Origin of the sequence: Streptomyces sp. TS71-3 (assembly GCF_018327685.1) — a bacterium.
Classification (GTDB): domain Bacteria; phylum Actinomycetota; class Actinomycetes; order Streptomycetales; family Streptomycetaceae; genus Streptomyces.
Map to the genome: position 1 here is coordinate 4,155,876 of NZ_BNEL01000001.1, position 19,818 is coordinate 4,175,693.

Below are 19,818 nucleotides of genomic sequence, written 5' to 3' on the forward strand. Positions count from 1 at the left end.
GGCGGTTGACGAGGGTGTCCATCGTTGTTCTACTTAGCAGAGGAAATATCTGCTGACGAGAAAACACCCAGACCCTACGTCCGGGTCAGGGAGGAAGGTCGCGATGGCCGACCAGACCGCCGTCCTGGAGGACGTGCGCCGCGGCATGATCCCCGCGCACATCTACAACGACCAGGAGATATTCGAGCTGGAGAAGGAGCGGGTGTTCGGCCGCGCCTGGATGTTCGTGGCGCACGAGTCGGAGATCCCCCAGCCCGGCGACTACGTCGTCCGGCGGGTCCTCGACGACTCGTTCATCGTCGCCCGGGACGAGCAGGGCCAGGTGCACGCCCACTTCAACATGTGCCTGCACCGCGGCATGCAGGTGTGCCGCGCCGAGATGGGCAACGCCTCGCACTTCCGCTGCCCGTACCACGGCTGGTCGTACCGGAACGACGGCCGGATCGTCGGGCTGCCGTTCCACCAGGACGCCTACGGCGGTGAGGCCGGCTTCCGCCGCAAGGGCCAGCGGCTGCTGCCCGCACCCCGCCTGGAGGGCTACAACGGCCTGCTCTTCCTCAGCCTGGACCCCGAGGCGCCGGCGCTGCGCGACTACCTCGGCGACTTCGCGTTCTACCTGGACTACTACACGAAGCAGAGCCCGAGCGGCATCGAGCTGCGCGGCCCCCAGCGCTGGCGGGTGAAGGCGAACTGGAAGATCGGCGCGGAGAACTTCGCCGGCGACATGTACCACACCCCCCAGACCCACACCTCCGTCGTCGAGATCGGGCTGTTCCGCGAGCCGAAGGCGGAGAAGCGCAAGGACGGCTGCACCTACTGGGCGGGCCGCGGCGGCGGCACCACGTACAAGCTGCCGCAGGGCACGCTTCAGGAGCGGCTGCGCTACGTCGGCTACCCGGACGAGATGATCGAGCGGATGAAGCGGTCCTGGTCGGCCGAGCAGCTCAGGGTGGTCGGCGACGACGGCTTCATGATCTCCGCCGCCTCCGTCTTCCCCAACCTCAGCTTCGTGCACAACTGGCCCCGGGTCGCCGACAGCGAGGACGTGCTGCCGTTCATCTCCATCCGGCAGTGGCAGCCAGTAGGGAAGGACGAGACCGAGGTGCTGTCGTGGTTCGCGGTGGACGCCGAGGCCCCCGAGGAGTTCAAGAAGCTCTCGTACAAGGCGTATCTGATGTGCTTCGGCTCCACCGGCATGTTCGAGCAGGACGACGTCGAGAACTGGGTCTCGCTGACCAACACCGCCGCCGGCTCCATGGCACGCCGGCTCCGGCTGAACAGCCGGATGGGCATCCTCGCCGACGGCACCGAGGTGGTCCCGGCGCTGGCGCCCGAGCAGTTCGCGGGCCCCGGCGCCGCCCACACCGGCTACGGCGAGTACAACCAGCGGGCCCTGCTCAACGAGTGGGCCGACCACCTGGAGACACCCGCACGGACGGCGGAGGCGACGCACGTCGGCGGCCCGGCGGGCACCGGCACGGACACGACCGCGGCCACGGCCAACGCCACGTCCACGGCTCCCGGCACGGACACGGTGGTGACCGGAGCATGACGACGACCCCGCGCCCTGCCTCCCCGGCCTACCGCCCCGGCACCGCCCCGGGCGACACCCACTCCGCCCGCGCCGTCCTCGGCGCCGGCGCACCGCGCACCCCGCGCACCGGCCGCACCCTCCCGTTCGGCGACGAGCGGCACCTGGCGGCCCACCAGTGGCTCGTCGACGAGGCCTACCTGCTCGACGCGCAGGACTACGAGCAGTGGCTCACCCTGCTCACCGACGACATCCACTACGTGATGCCCGTGAGGGTGACCACCGCCCTCGGCGCCGGCTTCGACACCGCGCCCGGCATGGCCCACTTCGACGAGGACAAGTACTCGCTGAGCCGCCGGGTGGCCCGCTTCCTCACCGAGCACGCCTGGACGGAGGACCCGCCGTCCCGGCTGCGCCACCACCTCACCAACGTGCGCACCTTCGCCACTGATGACCCGGACCACCTGATCGTCGAGTCCGGGGTGCTGCTCTACCGCAGCCGCGGCGACGTCCGCGAGGCCGCACAGATCTCCGCGGGCCGCGAGGACCTGCTGCGCAGGGGCGCGGACGGCTGGCGGCTCGCCCGCCGGACGATCCTCGTCGACGACTCGGTGATCCGCATGCAGAACCTGGCGATCTTCCTGTGAGGCGCCGGGCGGAAGGAGGTGACCCTCCGGTGGACCTGCACTGGGAGGGAGAAGAGGAGGACGCCCGCGCCGCGCGCCGGGCCGCCGCCGAGCGGGAGGCCCTGCGGGCACGCACCAGCGGCGAACCGCTCGCCGTCGGCAACGAGTTCTCCGAAGTCAGGGTCAGCCGCGTCCAGACCCGCAACGGCTCCCGCCTGCTGATCGAGTCCATCCGCTCGGGCCAGTGGGTGGCGCTCTGCCCGCTGGAGCTGGAGGCGCTCACCTGGCAGAACACCGCCACCTTCTCCGCGATGGTCGGCCACCCCTTCGGGCCGCTCCTGGAGGACCCGGAGCCGGAGGACGAGGCATGAGCGACTGGCTGGCAGGCAAGAGGGCCCTCGTCGTCGGCGCGGGCTCCGGGATAGGGCGCGCGGTCGTGGACGCCTTCCGCGAGGAGGGCGCGCGCGTCGCCGTCCTCGAACGCGACCCCGCGAAGTGCGAAGCGCTCCGCGAGGAGGCCCCGGACACGGTCGTGACGTGCGGCGACGCCACCACCCGCGCCGCCAACGACGAGGCGGTGGCCGGCGCCACGGCCGCCTTCGGGGGCCTGGACACCCTGGTGAACTGCGTCGGCGTCTTCGACTTCTACCGGGGCCTTGCCGACCTGGACGCGGACCTCCTGGACGAGGCGTTCGAAGAAATGTTCGCGGTGAACGTGAAGAGCCACCTGCACGCGGTGAAGGCGGCCCTGCCCGCGCTGCGCGCCTCCCGCGGCTCGGTCGTCCTCACCGAGTCCACGTCGGGCTACTACCCGGGCCGCGGCGGGGTGCTGTACGTCTCGTCCAAGTTCGCCGTGCGGGGCCTGGTCACCACGCTCGCCCACGAACTCGCCCCGGACATCCGCGTCAACGGCGTCGCGCCCGGCGGCACCCTCCACACCGACCTGCGGGGCCTCGGCAGCCTCGGTATGGACGGCCGCAGCCTCGGGGACACCCCGGGCCGGGCCGAGGAGCTGGCCGGACGGGTCCCGCTGCACGTCGCGCTCTCCGGTGCCGACCACGCCTGGAGCTACGTCTTCCTGGCCTCCGACCGCTCCCGCGGCCTCACCGGCACGGCCCTGCACTCCGACGGCGGCATCGGCGTCAAGGCCTGAAGCGGCTCCCCGCGCGGGAGCCCGTACCGAACACATGGGAAAGGAGCCTGACCATGCCTGTCCTCAAGGCGGACTTCGGCGCGTGCCAGGGATACGCGAACTGCGTCGCCGGGGCGCCGGACGCGTACGACATCGATGACGACGGCGTCGTCGTCCTCCTCAAGGAGCAGGTCCCCGAGGGGGATCTGCCGCGGCTGCGGGAGGCGGCCAGAAGCTGCCCGGTCTCCGCGCTCACCATCGAGGACGCATGAGCCACACCGGTACCACCGTCGTCATCGGCACCTCGGTGGCCGGGGTGCGCACCGCCCAGGCGCTGCGCACCGAGGGGTACGACGGCCGGGTGGTCCTCGTCGGCGCCGAGCACGAACCGCCGTACGACAAGCCGCCGCTGTCGAAGCAGTTCCTCGCCGGCACCTGGGAGGGCTCCCGGCTCACCCTGCTCGCCCCGGCCGAGGCCGCGGACTCCGGTATCGAGCTGCGGCTCGGCGCCGCCGCCCGCCGGCTGGACCCGGCGGGCCACCGCGTCCACCTCGCCGACGGCTCCGAACTCGCCTACGACACCTGCGTGATCGCCACCGGCGCCGCCGCCCGCCCCTCGCCCTGGCCGGCCGAGTCCGGTGTGCACGTGCTGCGCTCCCTCGCCGACGGGGCCGCCCTCCGCGCCGACCTGGTGCGCGGCGGTCCCGTGGTGGTGGTCGGCGGCGGGTTCGTCGGCGCCGAGGTCGCCGCCACCGCGCGCGCCCTGGGCTGCGAGGTCACCGTCGTCGACCCACTGCCGGTGCCCATGGGCCGGCTGCTCGGCCCCGAGGTCGGCGCGCACTTCGCGGACCTGCACCGGCGGCACGGTGTCGCCAGCCGGTTCGGCAGCGGCGTCGAAGGTGTGACGGGCCGGTCCGGGCGGCTGCGGGTGACGCTCACCGACGGCACGGTGCTGCCCGCGGCCACCGTCGTCGTGGGCATCGGCGCGGTCCCGAACGACCGCTGGCTGGCCGGCTCCGGACTGCTCGTGGACGACGGCGTGGTCTGCGACGCGTATTGCCGCGCGGTCGACGCGCCCGACGTGTACGCGGCCGGGGACGTCGCCCGCTGGTACCACCCCGGCCGCGGCACCCACCTGCGCGTCGAGCACTGGACCAACGCCGCGGAGCAGGCCGCCCGCGTCGCCCACAACATCGCCCACCCGGACGACCCCAGGCCCTACGCCCCCGTCCCCTACGTATGGAGCGACCAGTACGACTGGAAGATCCAGATCGCTGGCACCCCCGTGGGCGCCACCCGCCACACCGTCATCGGCGGGCTCGCCGGGGCCACGGCACGCGGCGGCGCGCTCTACACGGACGACACGGGACGGCTGCGCGCGGCGGTCACCGTCAACTGGCCCCGGGCCCAGGCGGTATGCCGCCGCCTCCTGACGACGCACACGCCGTTCGCCACGGCGGTGGACCAGGTGAAGGCCCTTGCATCCCGCGGGGCCGCGGGGCCGTGACGTGGTTCGGACGGCGAGCTGCACGGGTGCGCTCCGAAAGGGGTGCGGGGCTGTCTTGTTGTGCGGCTCTGCCGCGGGGGCGCGACGGCGAACTCTCTGTGAGGCTTCGCCCCGATAGGGGCGCGGGGAACTGCGCGCTCAGCCACGACGAGAGCGAAAGTCGACGACGGTCGGAGAGGGGCAGACGGGACGGCCTGCCGGCCGCGGGCCGCGGTGCTGCACCCCGCGGGGACGCCGTCCCGCCGCGGCGGGTGCGACCGGGTACCGCCTGTGGGGCTGTGTGCCCCGATGGGGGCGCGGGGAACTGCGCGCTCAGCCACGACGAGAGCGAAGTCGGCGACCGTCGGAGAGGGGCAGACGGGACGGCCTGCCGGCCGCGGGCCGCGGTGCGCGGCCACCCACGACGAGGCCGGAACTCCGCCGCATCCCGGCCGGGGCAGACGGAACGACATCCGGCCCGGCCCCGCCAGGACCCCGCTTGCCCCGGCCCCACGCCGGGCCTAGCGTCGGCCCCATGGACAAGATCGCATTTCTCGGGCTCGGGCACATGGGTGCCGCGATGGCCCGTCGGCTGCTGGACACCGACCACCCGCTGACGGTCTGGAACCGCACCGCCGCCAAGACGGAGCCCTTCACCGCCGGCGGCGCGACGGCCGCGGCGAGCCCCGCCGACGCGGTCCGCGACGCCGATGTCGTCATCACCATGCTCGCGGACCCGCCGGCGCTGTTCGCCGTAGCCGACGAGATCGTGCCCGCGCTGCGCCCCGGAGCTCGCTGGGCCGAGATGTCCACCATCGGCCCCGACGCGGTGCGCGAGCTGGCGGGACGGCTGCCGGAGGGCGTGACGCTGGTGGACGCGCCGGTGGCGGGCAGCACGGACAAGGCGGAGGCGGGCGAGCTCAAGATCCTCGCGGGAGGCGACGTCTCGTCGGTCGAGCCGGTGCTGTCCCGCTTCGGCACCGTCACCCACGTCGGCGCGCTCGGCTCGGGGGCGGCGCTGAAGGTGGTCGTGAACGTCTCGCTGCTGGGTGCCGTCGCCCTGGTCGCGGAGGGGCTGGCGCTCGGGGACGCGCTGGGCCTGCCCGAGGAGGTGGTCCGCCGCACGCTGGAGTCCAGCGCGATCGGCGGCGCCGTGCCCCGTGCCTTCGCCGAGGACCTCCACTTCGACATGGCGCTGGCCCGCAAGGACGCCGAACTGGCGACCGGCACCGCCGACCTGCCGGTCGTCTCCGCCATCAGGCAGCAGTACGCCGATGCCGCGGACCGGCCCGATACGGCCCACGAGGACATCGCACGGATCGTCCCGTACATCCGCGAGCGGAAGTCCTGACAGCGCATCCGCAAGCGCTCGTCCTGAGCGCCGGACGCTGAGTCGGGACGGGTCGAGTCGGGACGGGTCGGGACGGGACGGGGCTGGGCAGGCCGGGGAGGCTCAGCCTCCGTCCCCGTCCCGGCCGCCGTGCCCGTCTCCGTCCCCGCCCAGCAGCGCGAGGAAGTCCCGGAACGCGCCGGGCATGTCCACCCCCTCCGGGTCCAGCAGCCACTGGTACTGCAATCCGTCCATCACCGCCACCAGCAGCGGCACCGCCCGCTCGGGCGTCAGTCCGGCGGGCAGCGCCTCGCCGCACTCCGAGCGGAGCATCTGCGCCATGCTGGCGCGCAGCCGCGCGTAGCGCTGGGTGAAGAACTCCCGCGCCGGATGGTCCTCGGTGACGCTCTCGCCGAGCAGCGCGGAGAAGGCCTGCACGATGCCCGGGCGCATCGTGTTGTACTCCACCAGAGAGGCGAGCAGGTCGAGTCGCCACTTGCCCTCCGGCACCGCGTCCCACTCGTCCCGCTTCTCCAGGACGGCGACCAGCAGCGCCTCCTTCGTCGGGAAGTAGTGCAGCAGCCCCTGCTGGGTGAGGCCGACGCGCTCCGCGACCGCGCTCAGCGTCGCGCCCCGGTAGCCGCGCTCGGCGATCACCTCGAACGCGGCGCGCAGGATCTCCGCGCGCCGCTCGTCCCCCCTCGCGGACCTGCCCGCCTTGGCCGTCATGCCGCCGACGCCTGCCCTTCGCCCACTGCCCCGTCACCCTGTGGCGCGCGTCCGGTGCGATCCGTGCGGTGGTCGGCCGCATGCGGATCACGGGCCGCGCGCCGCCCGTCCGACCAGACCGTACGGCATCCGCTGATAACGGCACGGTAACAAAAGCTACCGATCTACCGGTAGCGGGGGCAGGATGGGCAGGGAATGGAGAGGGAGCGGATGGCGCGCCGCCGCGGATGCCCGGCGCACGGACGCAGGCGAGAGCGACCCACAGGAGGCACCTCCATGGCCCGGACCCCGGCCGACCAGGCACGCGAGGCGGTCGTCGACGCCGCGCTCGCACGGCTCGACCTCGACGGCAAGACCCGGCTGCTGGCCGGCCGGACGATGTGGTCGCTGCCCGCGCTGCCGGAGATCGGCCTCGGCTCGATGGTGATGTCGGACGGTCCGATCGGGGTACGCGGACTGCGCTGGACCGCCACCGACCCGTCCATCGCGCTGCCCTCGCCGACGGCGCTCGCCGCCTCCTGGGACCAGGACCTGGCCCGCCGGGCCGGCCGGCTGCTGGCGCAGGAGGCCCGCCGCAAGGGCGTGCACGTCCTGCTCGCGCCGACCGTCAACCTCCACCGCTCGCCGCTGGGCGGCCGGCACTTCGAGACCTACAGCGAGGACCCGCACCTCACCGGCGTGATCGGCACCGGCTACGTGCAGGGCGTGCAGTCCGGCGGGGTCGGCACCACGGTCAAGCACTTCGTCGCCAACGACGCCGAGACCGACCGCTTCACCGTGGACAACATCGTCTCCGAGCGCACCCTGCGCGAGCTGTACCTCGCCCCGTTCGAGGCGATCGTCGAGAACGCCCGGCCCTGGGGCGTGATGACGGCCTACAACACGGTCAACGGCATCACGATGACCGAGCACCGCCCGCTCGTGGAGGGCGTGCTGCGCGGCGAGTGGGGCTTCGACGGCGTCAACGTCTCCGACTGGACGGCCGCCCGCTCCACCGCCGGCACCATCAACGGCGGGCTCGACCTCGCCATGCCCGGCCCCGAGACCGTCTTCGGCGAGGCGCTGGCCGCCGCCGTGCGCGCCGGCGAGGTCGAGGAGGCCACCGTGGACGCGGCCGTGCGCCGGGTGCTCCGGCTGGCGGCCCGGGTCGGCATCCTCGCCGGTGCCGAGCCCGTCGTACCCGAGGACGCCCTGCCGCCCGCGGTGGACGGCGAGGCGCTGGCCCGCGAGATCGCCCGCCGCGGCTTCGTCCTCGTCCGCAACGCACCCGTGCCGGCCCCGGTGCCGGAGGGCGCCTCCCCCGACTCTCCCGCGGGGCTGGAGGGGGCTCCGCGGGAGCCGGCCGCGCTGCCGCTGGATCCGGCCCGGCTGCGCAGGCTCGCCCTGATCGGCGCCGCCGCGCGCGACGCCCGGGTCCTGGGCGGGGGTTCGGCCACCGTCTTCCCCGACCACGTCGTCTCCCCGCTGGACGGCCTGACCGCCGCGCTGCCCGAGGGCACCGTCGACTGGGCCCTGGGCGCCGACCTCAGCGAGGAACTGGCCCCCGCCGGCAAGGGCTTCCGGCTGAGCGCCGTGTGCCGCGACGCCGAGGGAACCGTGCTCGGCAGCGCCCCCATGCCCACCGGGCAGCTCCAGTGGATCGGCGACGACCTCCCCGACGGCGTCACCTACGAGACCCTGCACAGCATCGAGATCACCGGCACCTTCACCCCGCGCGAGAGCGGCGAGCACCAGCTCGGCACCCGCGGCCTCGGCGCGTTCACCCTCAGCGTCGGCGGCAGGGTGGTGTGGGCGGGCGCCGAGGAACTGGGCGAGGTCTCCGACCCCTTCGAGGCGTTCTTCGGAGTCCCGCTTGAGCGTGCCCGGATCCAGCTGACCGCCGGCGAGCCCGTCGAGGTCTCGCTGCGCAACACCCTCGACAAGAGGTACGCGCCGCCGCTGCCCGGCGTCGTCTTCTCGCTCGTGCACCTCACCCCGCAGCGGGACGCGGACGAGCTGATCGCCGAGGCGGCCGAGGCCGCCCGCGGCGCCGACGCGGCCGTGGTGGTCGTCGCCACCACGGAGCGCGTGGAGTCGGAGGGCTTCGACCGCGCCGACCTCGCCCTGCCCGGCCGCCAGGACGACCTGGTCCGGGCGGTCGCGGCGGCCAACCCGAACACCGTCGTGGTGGTCAACGCAGGGTCGCCCGTGGAACTGCCCTGGCGGGACGAGGTCGCCGCCGTGCTGCTGAGCTGGTTCCCCGGCCAGGAGGGCGGCGCTGCCCTCGCCGACGTGCTGCTCGGCACCGCGGAGCCGGGCGGCCGGCTTCCCACCACATGGGGAGCGCTCCGGGACGCCCCGGTGACGCAGGTGACGCCCGTGGACGGCGAGCTGCCGTACCGGGAGGGCGTCTTCATCGGCTACCGCGCCTGGCAGCGGGCCGGCCGTGCGCCCGTCTACCCCTTCGGGCACGGCCTCGGCTACACGGACTGGACGTACGAGTCCATCGACGTCACCGGCACCACGGCCACCGTCCGGGTGCGGAACACCGGCCGGCGCCCCGGGCGCGAGATCGTCCAGGTCTACGCCGGTCCCGCCGACCTCGGTGAGGGTTCGGCCGAGCGGCCCGCCCGCGTACTGGCCGGCTTCACGCCGGTGACCGCTGAGCCGGGCGAGACCATCGAGGTGGCCGTGGACCTGGCCCCCCGTGCCTTCGAGATCTGGGACGAGGGCGCCGGCGGCTGGGCGCCGGTACCGGGCGCGTACACGGTCGAGGCCGGCCGGTCGGTCGGGGACCTGAGGGTCGCGGCAACCCTCAAGCGCTGACGCGCGCTGCTCCCCCCTGGACCCGGGCCCCGGAGCAGGCACCTGACGGCCGCTCCGGGGCCCGTGCTCCCTGGCGGTCGCGGTAGGCCCCCATCGGTGGCCGGGGGAGCCGGGCTGCCGGGCCCCTCGTCCTGGGGTTTGCGGTTCGTATCGGACGTGCCGGTGGGTGGGTGGGTGCGTGCGCAGTTCCCCGCGCCCCTTCGTGGTGGCCGTGGGCTGCTCGGCTGGACCGTGTGCCTGAGCCGTGTGATCAGGGGCGCGGGGAACTGCGCGAGTACTACGGCGGTGTCGCGCTGGACCGTGTGCCTGAGCCGTGTGATCAGGGGCGCGGGGAACTGCGCGAAGTACCACGGCGGTGTCGCGCCGGACCGCTCGCCTCCGCCGCGGACCCAGGGGCGCGGGGAACTGCGCAAAAAAGCCACGACCGCGTTCACGCAACCCGCTCCGGCCCCCCGGCACCGGCGTACCCGAAACCGCCTCAGCGCACCGAGAAGCCGTACACGGTCTCCGACCGGAACACCGCTCCGGGCCGGAGCACGGTACCGGGGAACCCCGGCTGGTTCGGCCCATCAGGAAAGTGCTGGGTCTCCAGCGCCGTCCCCGCCGTGGGCCCGAACGAACCGTGGCCGATATGGTCGCCGGTGTAGAGCTGCACCCCGGGCTCGGTGGTCGCCACCGTCAGCACCCGCCCCGACGCCGGATCGAACAGCTCGGCCACCGGCTCGGCCCGCTCGGTGACCCCCTTGTCCAGCACGAAGTTGTGGTCGTAGCCCGCCCCCGTCTTGCGGGCCTCACGGAAGTCGAAGCGGGTGCCCTCGACCGCCGCCAGCTCGCCGGTGGGGATGTGCTCGGCGTCCACCGGCGTGATCCGGGACGCGGCGATCCGCAGCTCGTGGCCGCCCGCCGTACCGGAGTCGGCCCCGCCGAGGTTCCAGTAGGCGTGGTTGGCGAGGTTGAGCACGGTGGGTGCGTCGGTCACCGCCTCGTAGGCGATGCGGAGCGCTCCCGACTCGTCGAGCGTGTACGTCGCGGAGACCTCCAGGCGGCCCGGGAAGCCCTCCTCGCCGTCCGGGCTGACCCGGCTCAGGCGCACCCCGTGCGGCACCGGGGCCGCGTCCCACACGCGCTTGTCGAAGCCGCCGTCGCCGCCGTGCAGGATGTTCCGCCCCTCGTTCGCAGGCAGCCTGTGCACCGTGCCGTCGAGCGTGAAGCGGGCCCCGCCGATGCGGTTCGCGTACCGCCCCACCAGCGCGCCGAAGTACGGCGAGGCGTGCTCCAGGTAGCCGTCCAGGTCCTCGAAGCCGAGCACCACCTCGGCACCGTGGCCGTCCCGGTCCGGGACGCGCACCGACTGCACGATGGCGCCGTAGGTCAGGACGCGCACCCGCACCCCGGCCCGCTCCAGGGTCCAGCGGTGCACGGGTGTGCCGTCGGGCAGGGCCCCGAAGGGTTGAGAAGCCATGATCGAGAGGTTACGCGGGTTCGCCGCCGCTCAGGAGACCGCCTCCTTCGCCGTCACCCCGCGGTAGGCGAGCTCCGCGAGACGGCTCTGACCGTCCCGGCTGGGGTGGAACCAGTCCCAGTGGCTCAACTGCGCGGTGGTGAAGCGGTAGTCGAAGACCGCCCCGCCGTCGTACCGGCAGCGCAGGTCTTTGGCGCAGACCTCCTTCAGTACTTTGTTGTACGCCACCACCCGCTCCTGCACCTTCGCACGGCGCTTGGTGGCCTTGGCGTCCTTCGCGTCCGCGTCGGCGAGCATCGAGGGGCAGATGCCGAGCTTCCAGATCTGCTTGCCCAGCGGGTTGGTGCGCCCCTGGAACCACAGCCGCTTCAGGTTCGGCACGCTCGCCACGTACACCTGCGTCCTGGGCAGCTTCTCGCGCAGCGCCTGCATGGCCTTCTCGAAGTCAGCCCGGAACTCGTCGACCTTCGTCATGGCGCGCGTGGAGCTCCGGCAGGCGTCATTGGCCCCGGCCATCACCGTCACCAGCTCGGGACGGCGGGCCGCGGCACGCCTCACCTGTCCCGGCAGGTCCTGCATACGGGCGCCCGAGACGGCGTAGTTCCAGCTGTGCCCGACGGCACGCTCGCCCAGCAGCCGCGCCGCGAGACTGCGCACCGTGGGGTCCGAGCCGGTCGCCCACGAAACGCTGGGGCAGTCCGCAAGCGCGGAGCACGCGTCGAAGCCACGCGTTATGGAGTCGCCCACGGCCGCCAGCGAGCCGGGGCGGCGGTCCCAGACCGGGGCCGGCCGCGGAGCCTGCTTGCCGGGTGCGGAGGAGCCCCGGGCGGCGGGGTGGTCCGGCCCGCCGCACCCGGTGAGCGTCATGGCGCCCAGCACGGCCGCCGCCACGGCGACGGCGACTGGCGAGCGCCGGCTTGGTCTTCGCATCCCCGGACGTCCTTCTGTGTGGTCTCGCTGTCACGCCGGACCGTGCCCCGGGCGGGGGCGCCGCCCGGCGGCACGCATCGGCGGTGCCACGGCCGGCGTGGCCGAACCGTGCCCGTTCATCATGGCGATCAGTGTCCCGCGGATCGGTCATCGTCCCGCCCGGGTCTCGTACGAGTCTCGTCCGGGTGTCATCCGGGGGGCCCACCGACCTCTTTCGGGTGTCGCGGCGCCGGGCGCGCGTTCCTCGTCCGCCGTGACCGGCATGCCGTCCCTGCGAGTGAAAGGTCCGTGTTTCCGCACCGCGGGACGGACGGTACGTCACACTCCTTGCCCCGCCGCGCGGTAGCCTCGGCCCATGGTGGTCTGACCATCGTGGGGGACGGTGACAGGCCGACGGCCGGGCCGGTGGCAATCCGCCGTTACGGTTCCGCTAAATTACATCACGTCACATCTGTCCCTTTTGAGGAATATTGCTCGGCACGGGCGCGAGGGCCGCCCCCGAAGGCTCACCTCGTCCCACACTGGAGGTCCCGGTGACGACTCGTGGAGTTCTGTACGTGCACTCGGCGCCGCGCGCGCTGTGCCCGCACGTCGAATGGGCGGTCGCGGGCGTGCTCGGTACGCGCGTCAACCTCGACTGGATCAGGCAGCCCGCGGAGCCCGGCACCTGGAGATCGGAGTTCTCCTGGCAGGGCCAGGCGGGCACGGCCTCCAAGCTCGCCTCCGCGCTGCGCGGTTGGCAGATGCTGCGCTTCGAGGTGACCGCGGAACCCAGCGCCACGGCCGAGGGCGAGCGCTACTCCGCCACGCCCGACCTGGGCATCTTCCATGCCGTCACCGGTATCCACGGCGACATCCTGATCCCCGAGGACCGGCTGCGCGCGGCGCTCGCGCGCGCCCAGCGCGAGGGCGCCGACCTCCAGGCCGAGGTGGCCCGGCTGCTCGGCAAGCCCTGGGACGACGAACTGGAGCCGTTCCGCTACGCCGGTGAGGGCGCCCCGGTCCGCTGGCTGCACCAGGTGGTGTGATCCGCCGGCCCCGTGCGCACCCGGCCGCAGCGGGTCGCTCTCGGGAGGACCGAGGGTGGACCGTTCGAGTGGGCCGGATACACACGGGACCGGCGGATCGGGACCGGGCGGTGCCGGGGCAGGCACGGCCGGCGGAGCCGCCGGTTTCCCCTCGGGGCTCCGGGGCTCCGGGGCTCCGGGGCTCCAGAGCCGCCCGCAGGACCCCCTCAGCTTCCCGCGCCGCCGTACACGCGCTCCACGGGCAGCCGGACGACGAGCCGCCGGTTGCTGACCATGGCGCGGCGGTAGTCGTCCCAGTCGGGGTGCTCGCCGGACAGGGCGCGGTAGTACCCGATCAGCTCCTCCACCGTGGCGTCCCCGGGATCCTCGGCCACCGGCGTCAGCTCGACCGTTCCCTCGGCCACGGCGTAGTGCCGGAAGTCGGGCGTGGTGACGTACAGGCTCGCGCGGGGATCGCGGCGGAGGTTGGCGGTCTTCGCGCGGTCGGCGGTGACCGACACCCGTACCAGCCGGGCTTCCGGGTCGTAGGCGTAGATGACGTTGGAGAGCTGGGGGCGGCCGTTCGACTTGATGGTCGTCAGCACGCCCTGCTTCGAGCGGGCGATCAGCTCCGCGAGGGCCTCGGTGGTCACAGTGGTGAAGCCTTCCTTGGTGGGGCGCCACCCGGACCGGCCGGCACCGGGTGGGGCCGCTCCCCGCCAAGCGGGCGGGGGGACCTCCCACGCCCTCAAGGCGGTGGGTGGGGGTACCTCCCACGCCCTCAAGGCGCTAGGTAGGGGTACCTCCCACGTCTTCAAGGCAGCGGGTCGAGGTACCTCCCACGCCCTCAAGGCAGTGGGGGAGTGACTGGACCTTCTCAGCCGGGCAGCCGGAAGGCGAGGACCACGTTGTGTCCGCCGAAGCCGAACGAATCGTTGAGCGCCGTGATGGAGCCCCCGGGCAGTTCGCGCGGCGTGTCGCGGATGACGTCCGCGACGCCGGCGGCCTCCGGGTCGAGCGTGTCGACGTTGATGGTCGGCGGGGCGAGACGGTTCTTCAGCGCGAGGATCGTCGCGACCGACTCCACGCCACCGGCGCCGCCCAGCAGGTGGCCCGTCATGGACTTGGTGCTGGCCACCGCGATGTGGTCGGCCTCGTCGCCGAAGACCTTCCGCAGCGCCTTCAGCTCGGCGATGTCCCCGGCGGGCGTCGACGTGGCGTGGGCGTTGACGTGGACGATGTCGGACGGCCGCACGTCAGTGTTCTGGAGGAGGTTCGCCAGGGCGTGCGCGATGCCGTTGCCCTCCGGCTCAGGCTGCACGATGTCGTGGCCGTCGGCGGAGATGCCCTGCCCGACCGCCTCCACGTAGATCTTCGCGCCGCGCGCCTTGGCGTGCTCCTCCGACTCCAGCACGACCACGCCCGCGCCCTCGCCGAGGACGAAGCCGTTGCGGTCGACGTCGAAGGGGCGGGAGGCGCCCTGCGGGTCGTCGTTGTTCTTGGACATCGCCATCATGTTGCCGAACGCGGCGATCGGCAGCGGGTGGATGGCGGCCTCGGTGCCGCCCGCCACGACCACGTCGGCGCGGCCGGTGCGGATCATCTCGATGCCGTAGCCGATGGCCTCGGCTCCCGACGCGCAGGCGGACACCGGGGTGTGCACACCGGCGCGCGCGTTCACGTAGAGGCCGACGTTTGCGGACGGGCCGTTCGGCATCAGCATCGGCACGGTGTGCGGGGAGACCTTGCGGACGCCCTTCTCCCTGAGCACGTCGTACTGGTCGAGCAGGGTGGTCACGCCGCCGATGCCGGACGCGATGACCGCGCCGACCCGGTCCGGGTCGATGCTGCCGTCCTGGCCCGCCTTGGCGGTGAAACCGGCGTCCTTCCAGGCCTCCTGGGTGGCGATCAGCGCGAACTGCGCCGAGCGGTCCAGACGGCGGGCCTGCGGCCGGGGAATGACCTCTCCCGGCTCCACCGCGATCTCGGCGGCGATCTTGACCGGCATGTCGGCCGCCCACTCCTGCTCCAGGCGGGCGACGCCGGACCGGCCGGCGATGAGGGCTTCCCAGGTGGATGCCGTGTCGCCACCCAGCGGTGTGGTTGCGCCGATACCGGTGACGACCACGGTGCGCTTGGTCGAGCTCACAGGAATTCCTTCTCCAGGTTACGAGGGATTCAGCGGCGCCACCGCCGGGTGGCGGCAGGCACAAGCGTCAGGCCCGAGTCAGGACTGGTGCTTGAGGATGTAGTCGGTCGCGTCGCCGACAGTCTTGAGGTTCTTTACGTCGTCGTCGGGAATCTTGACGTCGAAACGCTCCTCGGCGGCGACGACGACCTCGACCATGGACAGCGAGTCGACATCAAGGTCATCCGTGAAGGACTTGTCCAGCTGGACGTCCTCGACCGGGATGCCGGCGATCTCGTTCACGATCTCCGCGAGACCGGCGACGATCTCTTCCTGAGTGGCGGCCATGTTGGCGCTCCTTCTGTGTATCCATAACGGGGGGTGGGGCAGCTTCCGTCCGGAGGGGGCCCGGACGGAGAGGTGCGGACGTTTCCGAGGCGATGTGCCACGGAAGATCCACAAAGGTGCCTAGGGGAGGGTAACCACCGTGGCGGCGTACGCGAGACCCGCCCCGAAGCCGATGACGAGCGCGGTGTCGCCGCTCTTCGCCTCGCCGGTCGCCAGCAGCCGCTCCATGGCGAGCGGGATCGAGGCGGCCGAGGTGTTGCCGGTGGTCTCCACGTCACGGGCGACCGTGACAGACTCCGGCAGCTTCAGAGTCTTCACCATCGAGTCGATGATCCGCATGTTGGCCTGGTGCGGGATGAAGACGTCCAGTTCTTCGGCGCTGATGCCGGCCGCGTCCAGCGCCTGCTGGGCGACCTTGGCCATCTCGAAGACCGCCCAGCGGAAGACCGCCTGGCCCTCCTGGGTGATGGCCGGGAACTTCTCCGGCCGGTCGGGCGAGCCTTCGCGGTAGTCGGTCCATGGCACCGTCTGCTTGATGGTCTCGGACTTGTCGCCCTCCGAGCCCCAGACCGTCGGGCCGATGGCGGCCTCCTTGGAGGGACCCACCACGGCGGCCCCCGCGCCGTCGCCGAACAGGAAGGCGGTCTTGCGGTCGTGCAGGTCCGTCAGGTCCGACAGGCGCTCGACTCCTATGACGAGCACGTACTCGGCGGAGCCCTCCACGATCATGCCTTTGGCCAGCGTGATCCCGTAGCCGAACCCGGCGCAGCCGGCGGAGATGTCGAAGGCGGCGGCCTTGTCGGTGCCCAGCCTGTCCGCGATCTCGGTGGCGACCGCGGGGGTCTGCTTGAAGTGCGAGACGGTGGAGACCACCACGGCGCCGATCTGCTCCGGAGCGATGCCCGCGTCCGCGATCGCCTTGCCCGACGCCTCCAGCGCCATCGCGCTGACCGTCTCCTCGTCGCTCGCCCAGTGCCGGGTGGCGATGCCGGAGCGGGAGCGGATCCATTCGTCGGACGAGTCGATCGTCTCCAGGATCACTTCGTTGGGCACCACCCTGGTCGGCCGGTACCCGCCGACGCCCATGATGCGCGCGTACGGGGCGCCCTTGCTCGACTTGATCTTCGGCATGGCTCTCGGGCTCCTTGTCAGGCCGTCGTGTCGACGGCCGGGTTCGTTGCCGACGAGTCGCCGGCGCCGGGCGCGTCGTCCGAGGCGGACGACGGCGCCATGCTCGCGCGCACCAGCGCGCGGGCCTTGTCGAGGTCGTCGGGTGTCTTCAGCGCCACCATCTGCACACCGCGCAGCTCGCGCTTGGCCAGCCCGGTCAGCGTGCCGCCGGGGCACACCTCCACCAGCGCGGTCACCCCGAGGTTGCGGAACGTCTCCATGCAGAGGTCCCAGCGAACGGAGTTCGCGACCTGCCCGACCAGGCGCTCCACGACAGCGGCGCCGCTTTCGACGACCTGCCCGTCCTTGTTGGAGACGTACCTGAGGGCGGGGTCGGCCGGCGTCAGGGTCTCGGTGGCCGCCGCGAGCCGGGCCACCGCCGGTGCCATGTGCCGGGTGTGGAAGGCGCCCGCGACCTTCAGCGGTACCACGCGGCGCACCCCCTCCGGCTTGTCCGCCGCCAGAGCGGCGAGCTCGTCCGCGGTGCCGGCCGCCACGATCTGGCCGGAGCCGTTCACGTTCGCCGCGGTGAGCCCGAGCTTCTCCAGCGCGGGCAGCACGTCCTCCGGCTCCCCGCCGAGCAGGGCGGACATGCCCGTCTCGGTGACCGCGGCCGCCTCCGCCATCGCGAGCCCCCGCTCGCGCACCAGGCGCAGCGCCGCTGTGGACTCCAGCACATTGGCGAACACCGCGGCGGTGATCTCGCCCACGCTGTGGCCCGCCACGGCTCCGGGGGCAACCCGGCCGGACGCCGCGGCACCCGGGGCGTCGGGGCCCAGCGCCAGGACGTCGGCGAGCGCGCCTGCCGACAGCAGGCCCGCGGCCACCAGCAGCGGCTGGGCCACGGCGGTGTCCCGGATCGCGTCGGCGTCGGCCTTCGTCCCGTAGTGGACGAGGTCGAGGCCGATCGCGTCGGACCACGCGGCGAGGGATTCCGCGGAACCGGGCAGATCGAGCCAGGGAGTCAGAAAACCAGGCGTCTGTGCGCCTTGACCGGGAGCGACGAGTACGAGCACTCTCCCACTCTCTCTTGTGGATGGTGCTGCCCGCCCGTGGGGACAGGGACGAATAACCAGAGGGGGAATTGTAGCCCTCCGACAAAACCTAGAGCTGCGTGTCGGCGTCGGCCAGGCGCCCCAGGATCAGCGCGATCCGCAGAGTGAATGCGGAGCGTACATCCGAGGGCGACCAACCGGTGACGTCAGTCACACGTCGGAGCCGGTAGCGCACGGTGTTCGGATGCACGAAGAGCATGCGGGCGGCACCCTCCAGGCTGCTCGCCTGCTCCAGATAGACACTCAGCGTCTCCAGAAGTGCCGAGCCCGCCTCCTCAAGCGGTCTGTAGATCTCCTCCACCAGTTGTTCGCGAGCCGACGGGTCGCCCGCGATCGCGCGCTCCGGAAGGAGATCATCCGCCAACACCGGCCGCGGTGCGTCCTGCCACGCCGAGCAGGCCCGCAGTCCCGCGGCGGCGGCGCGCGCCGAGCGGGTGGCGGCCAGCAGGTCGGGGACCACGGGGCCGGCCACCACGGGGCCCGGCGCGAACGGCCCGATCAGGCCCTTCGCCACGGCCAGCGGGTTGTCGTCGCCGCCTGCGATCACGACGAGCCGGTCGCCCAGCACGCCCGTCAGCACCTGGAGCTTGGCGTGCCGCGCGGCGCGCCGGATGGCCTCCACGGTCAGCTCGCTGTCGCCGTTCGGCGCCGTGCCCAGCACCACGCAGACGTGCTCGGGGGAGTTCCAGCCGAGTGCGGCGGCCCGCGACACGGCACCCTCGTCGGCCTCGCCGGACAGCACCGCGTTGACCACCAGCGACTCCAGGCGGGCGTCCCACGCGCCGCGCGCCTCGGCGGCCTGCGCGTACACCTGTGCCGTGGCGAAGGCGATTTCCCGGGCGTACACGAGCAGTGCCTCGCGCAGCGCCGACTCGTCGCCGGGGGCGGCGACCTCCTCGATCGCGGACTCCATCACCTCGATCGTGGTGCGCACCATCTCCACGGTCTGCCTGAGCGTGATCGCCCGGGTCAGCTCGCGTGGCGCGGTCCCGAAGACGTCGGTGGAGATGGCCTGCGGAGCGTCCGGGTGCCGGAACCACTCCGTGAAGGCGGCGATGCCGGCCTGCGCGACGAGGCCGATCCAGGAACGGTTCTCCGGTGGCATCGCCCGGTACCAGGGCAGCGTCTCGTCCATCCGCGCGATCGCCTGCGCGGCGAGGTTGCCGGACGACTTCTCAAGGCGCTTCAGTGTCGCCGCGTGCCCATGGGCCTGGGGCTCCGGTGCCGGCGCGCCGGGCCGGCCGCCCGGGCTCCGCTGGGCGGGCGGGGCGGGTTCCCTCTTGCTGGCTTCGCGTTCTGGCACGGCACAAGAGTGCCTTATCGGTACGGTCCTGTCCGGTGCCGGGTCTAACGTGGAGGCGTGATGGATGTGAGGCGCGCCGGTACACGACACCGTGGCGGAGATCGCGCCGCAGGAATCGAATCCCTGCACGCCTTCTCCTTCGGGCCGCACTACGACCCCGAGAATCTCCGCTTCGGCGCCGTCATCGCGTGCAACGAGGAGCGCCTCGCGCCGGGCGCGGGCTTCGACGAGCACCCGCACAGCCATACGGAGATCGTGACCTGGGTCGTCGAGGGCGAGCTGACGCACCACGACTCCGCCGGTCACGCCGGGGTCGTCCGTCCGGGGGACGTACAGCACCTGAGCGCGGGCGCCGGCATCCGGCACGTGGAGCGCAACGCGTCCTCCGCCCCGCTGGTCTTCGTCCAGATGTGGCTGGCCCCGCTACGCCCCGGCGGCGAGCCCGGCTACCAGCTGGTCCACGGCATCGCCGACGCCACCCCGTACGCCCTGCCCGCGGCAGGCGCGATGCTCCACGTACGCCGCCTGCACGCCGGGGGGCGCACGGCAGTACCCGATGCACCACATGTCTACGTGCACGTAGTACGAGGCGGCATACGCATCGCCGACGAGACCCTGGGCCCCGGCGACGCGGCCCGCATCACGGGAGGCCGAGGGATGGCGGCATCGGCCCAGGAAGCCGAGGGCGCGGAAGTCCTGATCTGGGAGATGCAGTAACCCTCAAGGGGGAGGCGCAAGGGCTGGGGCCGGCTGATCGGGGGCGCGGGGAACTGCGC

Annotated in this window: 19 protein-coding genes; 10 read left to right on the plus strand and 9 right to left on the minus strand. The window is 72.8% G+C overall.

Going from position 1 to position 19,818, the window contains the following annotated elements; translation table 11 throughout:
• Nucleotides 1–103 precede the first annotated feature (103 nt).
• The 7 genes from Sm713_RS16755 (at nucleotide 104) to Sm713_RS16785 (ending at nucleotide 6,126) form a co-directional block, all read left to right on the plus strand.
• Nucleotides 104–1,552: a Rieske 2Fe-2S domain-containing protein gene (locus tag Sm713_RS16755; RefSeq protein ID WP_212910406.1), complete on the plus strand. Its 1,449-nt coding sequence runs from the start codon at nucleotides 104–106 to the stop codon at nucleotides 1,550–1,552.
• A complete protein-coding gene (locus Sm713_RS16760) occupies nucleotides 1,549–2,178 on the plus strand; it encodes a 3-phenylpropionate/cinnamic acid dioxygenase subunit beta (RefSeq protein WP_212910407.1) in 630 nt (209 codons plus the stop codon). Before Sm713_RS16755 ends, Sm713_RS16760 begins: the two co-directional genes overlap by 4 nt.
• Before the next feature lie 29 nt (nucleotides 2,179–2,207).
• Complete coding sequence (locus Sm713_RS16765; protein ID WP_212910408.1) at nucleotides 2,208–2,528, plus strand: hypothetical protein; 321 nt, start codon at nucleotides 2,208–2,210, stop codon at nucleotides 2,526–2,528.
• The gene (gene hcaB / locus Sm713_RS16770) at nucleotides 2,525–3,310 is read left to right on the plus strand and encodes a 3-(cis-5,6-dihydroxycyclohexa-1,3-dien-1-yl)propanoate dehydrogenase (RefSeq protein WP_212910409.1); all 786 of its coding nucleotides are present in this window, start codon (nucleotides 2,525–2,527) and stop codon (nucleotides 3,308–3,310) included. The genes Sm713_RS16765 and hcaB overlap by 4 nt, the downstream gene beginning before the upstream one ends.
• Nucleotides 3,311–3,363: 53 nt before the next feature.
• Nucleotides 3,364–3,561: a ferredoxin gene (locus Sm713_RS16775; protein ID WP_212910410.1), complete on the plus strand. Its 198-nt coding sequence runs from the start codon at nucleotides 3,364–3,366 to the stop codon at nucleotides 3,559–3,561.
• Entirely contained in the window at nucleotides 3,558–4,796 is a 1,239-nt protein-coding gene (locus tag Sm713_RS16780; protein ID WP_212910411.1) for an NAD(P)/FAD-dependent oxidoreductase, read from the plus strand. Before Sm713_RS16775 ends, Sm713_RS16780 begins: the two co-directional genes overlap by 4 nt.
• A 514-nt stretch (nucleotides 4,797–5,310) precedes the next feature.
• Nucleotides 5,311–6,126 carry an NAD(P)-dependent oxidoreductase gene (locus Sm713_RS16785; protein ID WP_212910412.1) on the plus strand — a complete coding sequence of 272 codons (816 nt, stop codon included), beginning with the start codon at nucleotides 5,311–5,313 and terminating at the stop codon, nucleotides 6,124–6,126.
• A gap of 102 nt (nucleotides 6,127–6,228) precedes the next feature.
• Here the strand turns inward: Sm713_RS16785 and Sm713_RS16790 are convergent, their stop codons facing one another.
• Nucleotides 6,229–6,834, minus strand: coding sequence for a TetR/AcrR family transcriptional regulator (locus Sm713_RS16790; protein WP_212910413.1), 606 nt, complete (start codon nucleotides 6,832–6,834; stop codon nucleotides 6,229–6,231).
• Between the two features lie 276 nt (nucleotides 6,835–7,110).
• Here Sm713_RS16790 and Sm713_RS16795 point away from each other — a divergent pair, with 276 nt between their 5' ends.
• Nucleotides 7,111–9,639 (plus strand): beta-glucosidase, encoded by a 2,529-nt coding sequence (locus Sm713_RS16795; RefSeq protein WP_212910414.1) that lies wholly within the window; start codon nucleotides 7,111–7,113, stop codon nucleotides 9,637–9,639.
• Between the two features lie 478 nt (nucleotides 9,640–10,117).
• Here Sm713_RS16795 and Sm713_RS16800 read toward each other — a convergent pair whose 3' ends face one another.
• Nucleotides 10,118–11,101 carry an aldose epimerase family protein gene (locus tag Sm713_RS16800; RefSeq protein WP_212910415.1) on the minus strand — a complete coding sequence of 328 codons (984 nt, stop codon included), beginning with the start codon at nucleotides 11,099–11,101 and terminating at the stop codon, nucleotides 10,118–10,120.
• 30 nt (nucleotides 11,102–11,131) lie between these two features.
• Nucleotides 11,132–12,031, minus strand: coding sequence for an SGNH/GDSL hydrolase family protein (locus tag Sm713_RS16805; RefSeq protein WP_212910416.1), 900 nt, complete (start codon nucleotides 12,029–12,031; stop codon nucleotides 11,132–11,134).
• Nucleotides 12,032–12,564: 533 nt separating this feature from the next.
• Between Sm713_RS16805 and Sm713_RS16810 the strand changes: the two genes are divergently transcribed.
• On the plus strand, nucleotides 12,565–13,059 hold the full coding sequence (locus Sm713_RS16810) for a DUF3145 domain-containing protein (RefSeq protein WP_212910417.1): 495 nt from the start codon (nucleotides 12,565–12,567) through the stop codon (nucleotides 13,057–13,059).
• Between the two features lie 206 nt (nucleotides 13,060–13,265).
• On the opposite strand, the gene Sm713_RS16815 is transcribed toward Sm713_RS16810, so the two are convergent.
• The 6 genes from Sm713_RS16815 to Sm713_RS16840 all read right to left on the minus strand — a co-directional run bounded on the left by Sm713_RS16815 (nucleotide 13,266) and on the right by Sm713_RS16840 (nucleotide 19,042).
• Entirely contained in the window at nucleotides 13,266–13,691 is a 426-nt protein-coding gene (locus Sm713_RS16815) for a PPOX class F420-dependent oxidoreductase (RefSeq protein ID WP_212910418.1), read from the minus strand.
• Nucleotides 13,692–13,915: 224 nt separating this feature from the next.
• Nucleotides 13,916–15,187 carry a beta-ketoacyl synthase gene (locus Sm713_RS16820; protein WP_212910419.1) on the minus strand — a complete coding sequence of 424 codons (1,272 nt, stop codon included), beginning with the start codon at nucleotides 15,185–15,187 and terminating at the stop codon, nucleotides 13,916–13,918.
• A 78-nt stretch (nucleotides 15,188–15,265) separates the two neighbouring features.
• Nucleotides 15,266–15,514, minus strand: coding sequence for an acyl carrier protein (locus Sm713_RS16825; RefSeq protein ID WP_212910420.1), 249 nt, complete (start codon nucleotides 15,512–15,514; stop codon nucleotides 15,266–15,268).
• Nucleotides 15,515–15,634: 120 nt separating this feature from the next.
• The gene (locus Sm713_RS16830; protein WP_212910421.1) at nucleotides 15,635–16,645 is read right to left on the minus strand and encodes a ketoacyl-ACP synthase III; all 1,011 of its coding nucleotides are present in this window, start codon (nucleotides 16,643–16,645) and stop codon (nucleotides 15,635–15,637) included.
• A gap of 17 nt (nucleotides 16,646–16,662) precedes the next feature.
• Entirely contained in the window at nucleotides 16,663–17,700 is a 1,038-nt protein-coding gene (locus Sm713_RS16835; RefSeq protein WP_212910422.1) for an ACP S-malonyltransferase, read from the minus strand.
• An 88-nt stretch (nucleotides 17,701–17,788) separates the two neighbouring features.
• Nucleotides 17,789–19,042 (minus strand): PucR family transcriptional regulator, encoded by a 1,254-nt coding sequence (locus tag Sm713_RS16840; protein ID WP_374195993.1) that lies wholly within the window; start codon nucleotides 19,040–19,042, stop codon nucleotides 17,789–17,791.
• A gap of 57 nt (nucleotides 19,043–19,099) precedes the next feature.
• Between Sm713_RS16840 and Sm713_RS16845 the strand changes: the two genes are divergently transcribed.
• A complete protein-coding gene (locus Sm713_RS16845) occupies nucleotides 19,100–19,759 on the plus strand; it encodes a pirin family protein (RefSeq protein WP_249416336.1) in 660 nt (219 codons plus the stop codon).
• Nucleotides 19,760–19,818 lie beyond the last annotated feature (59 nt).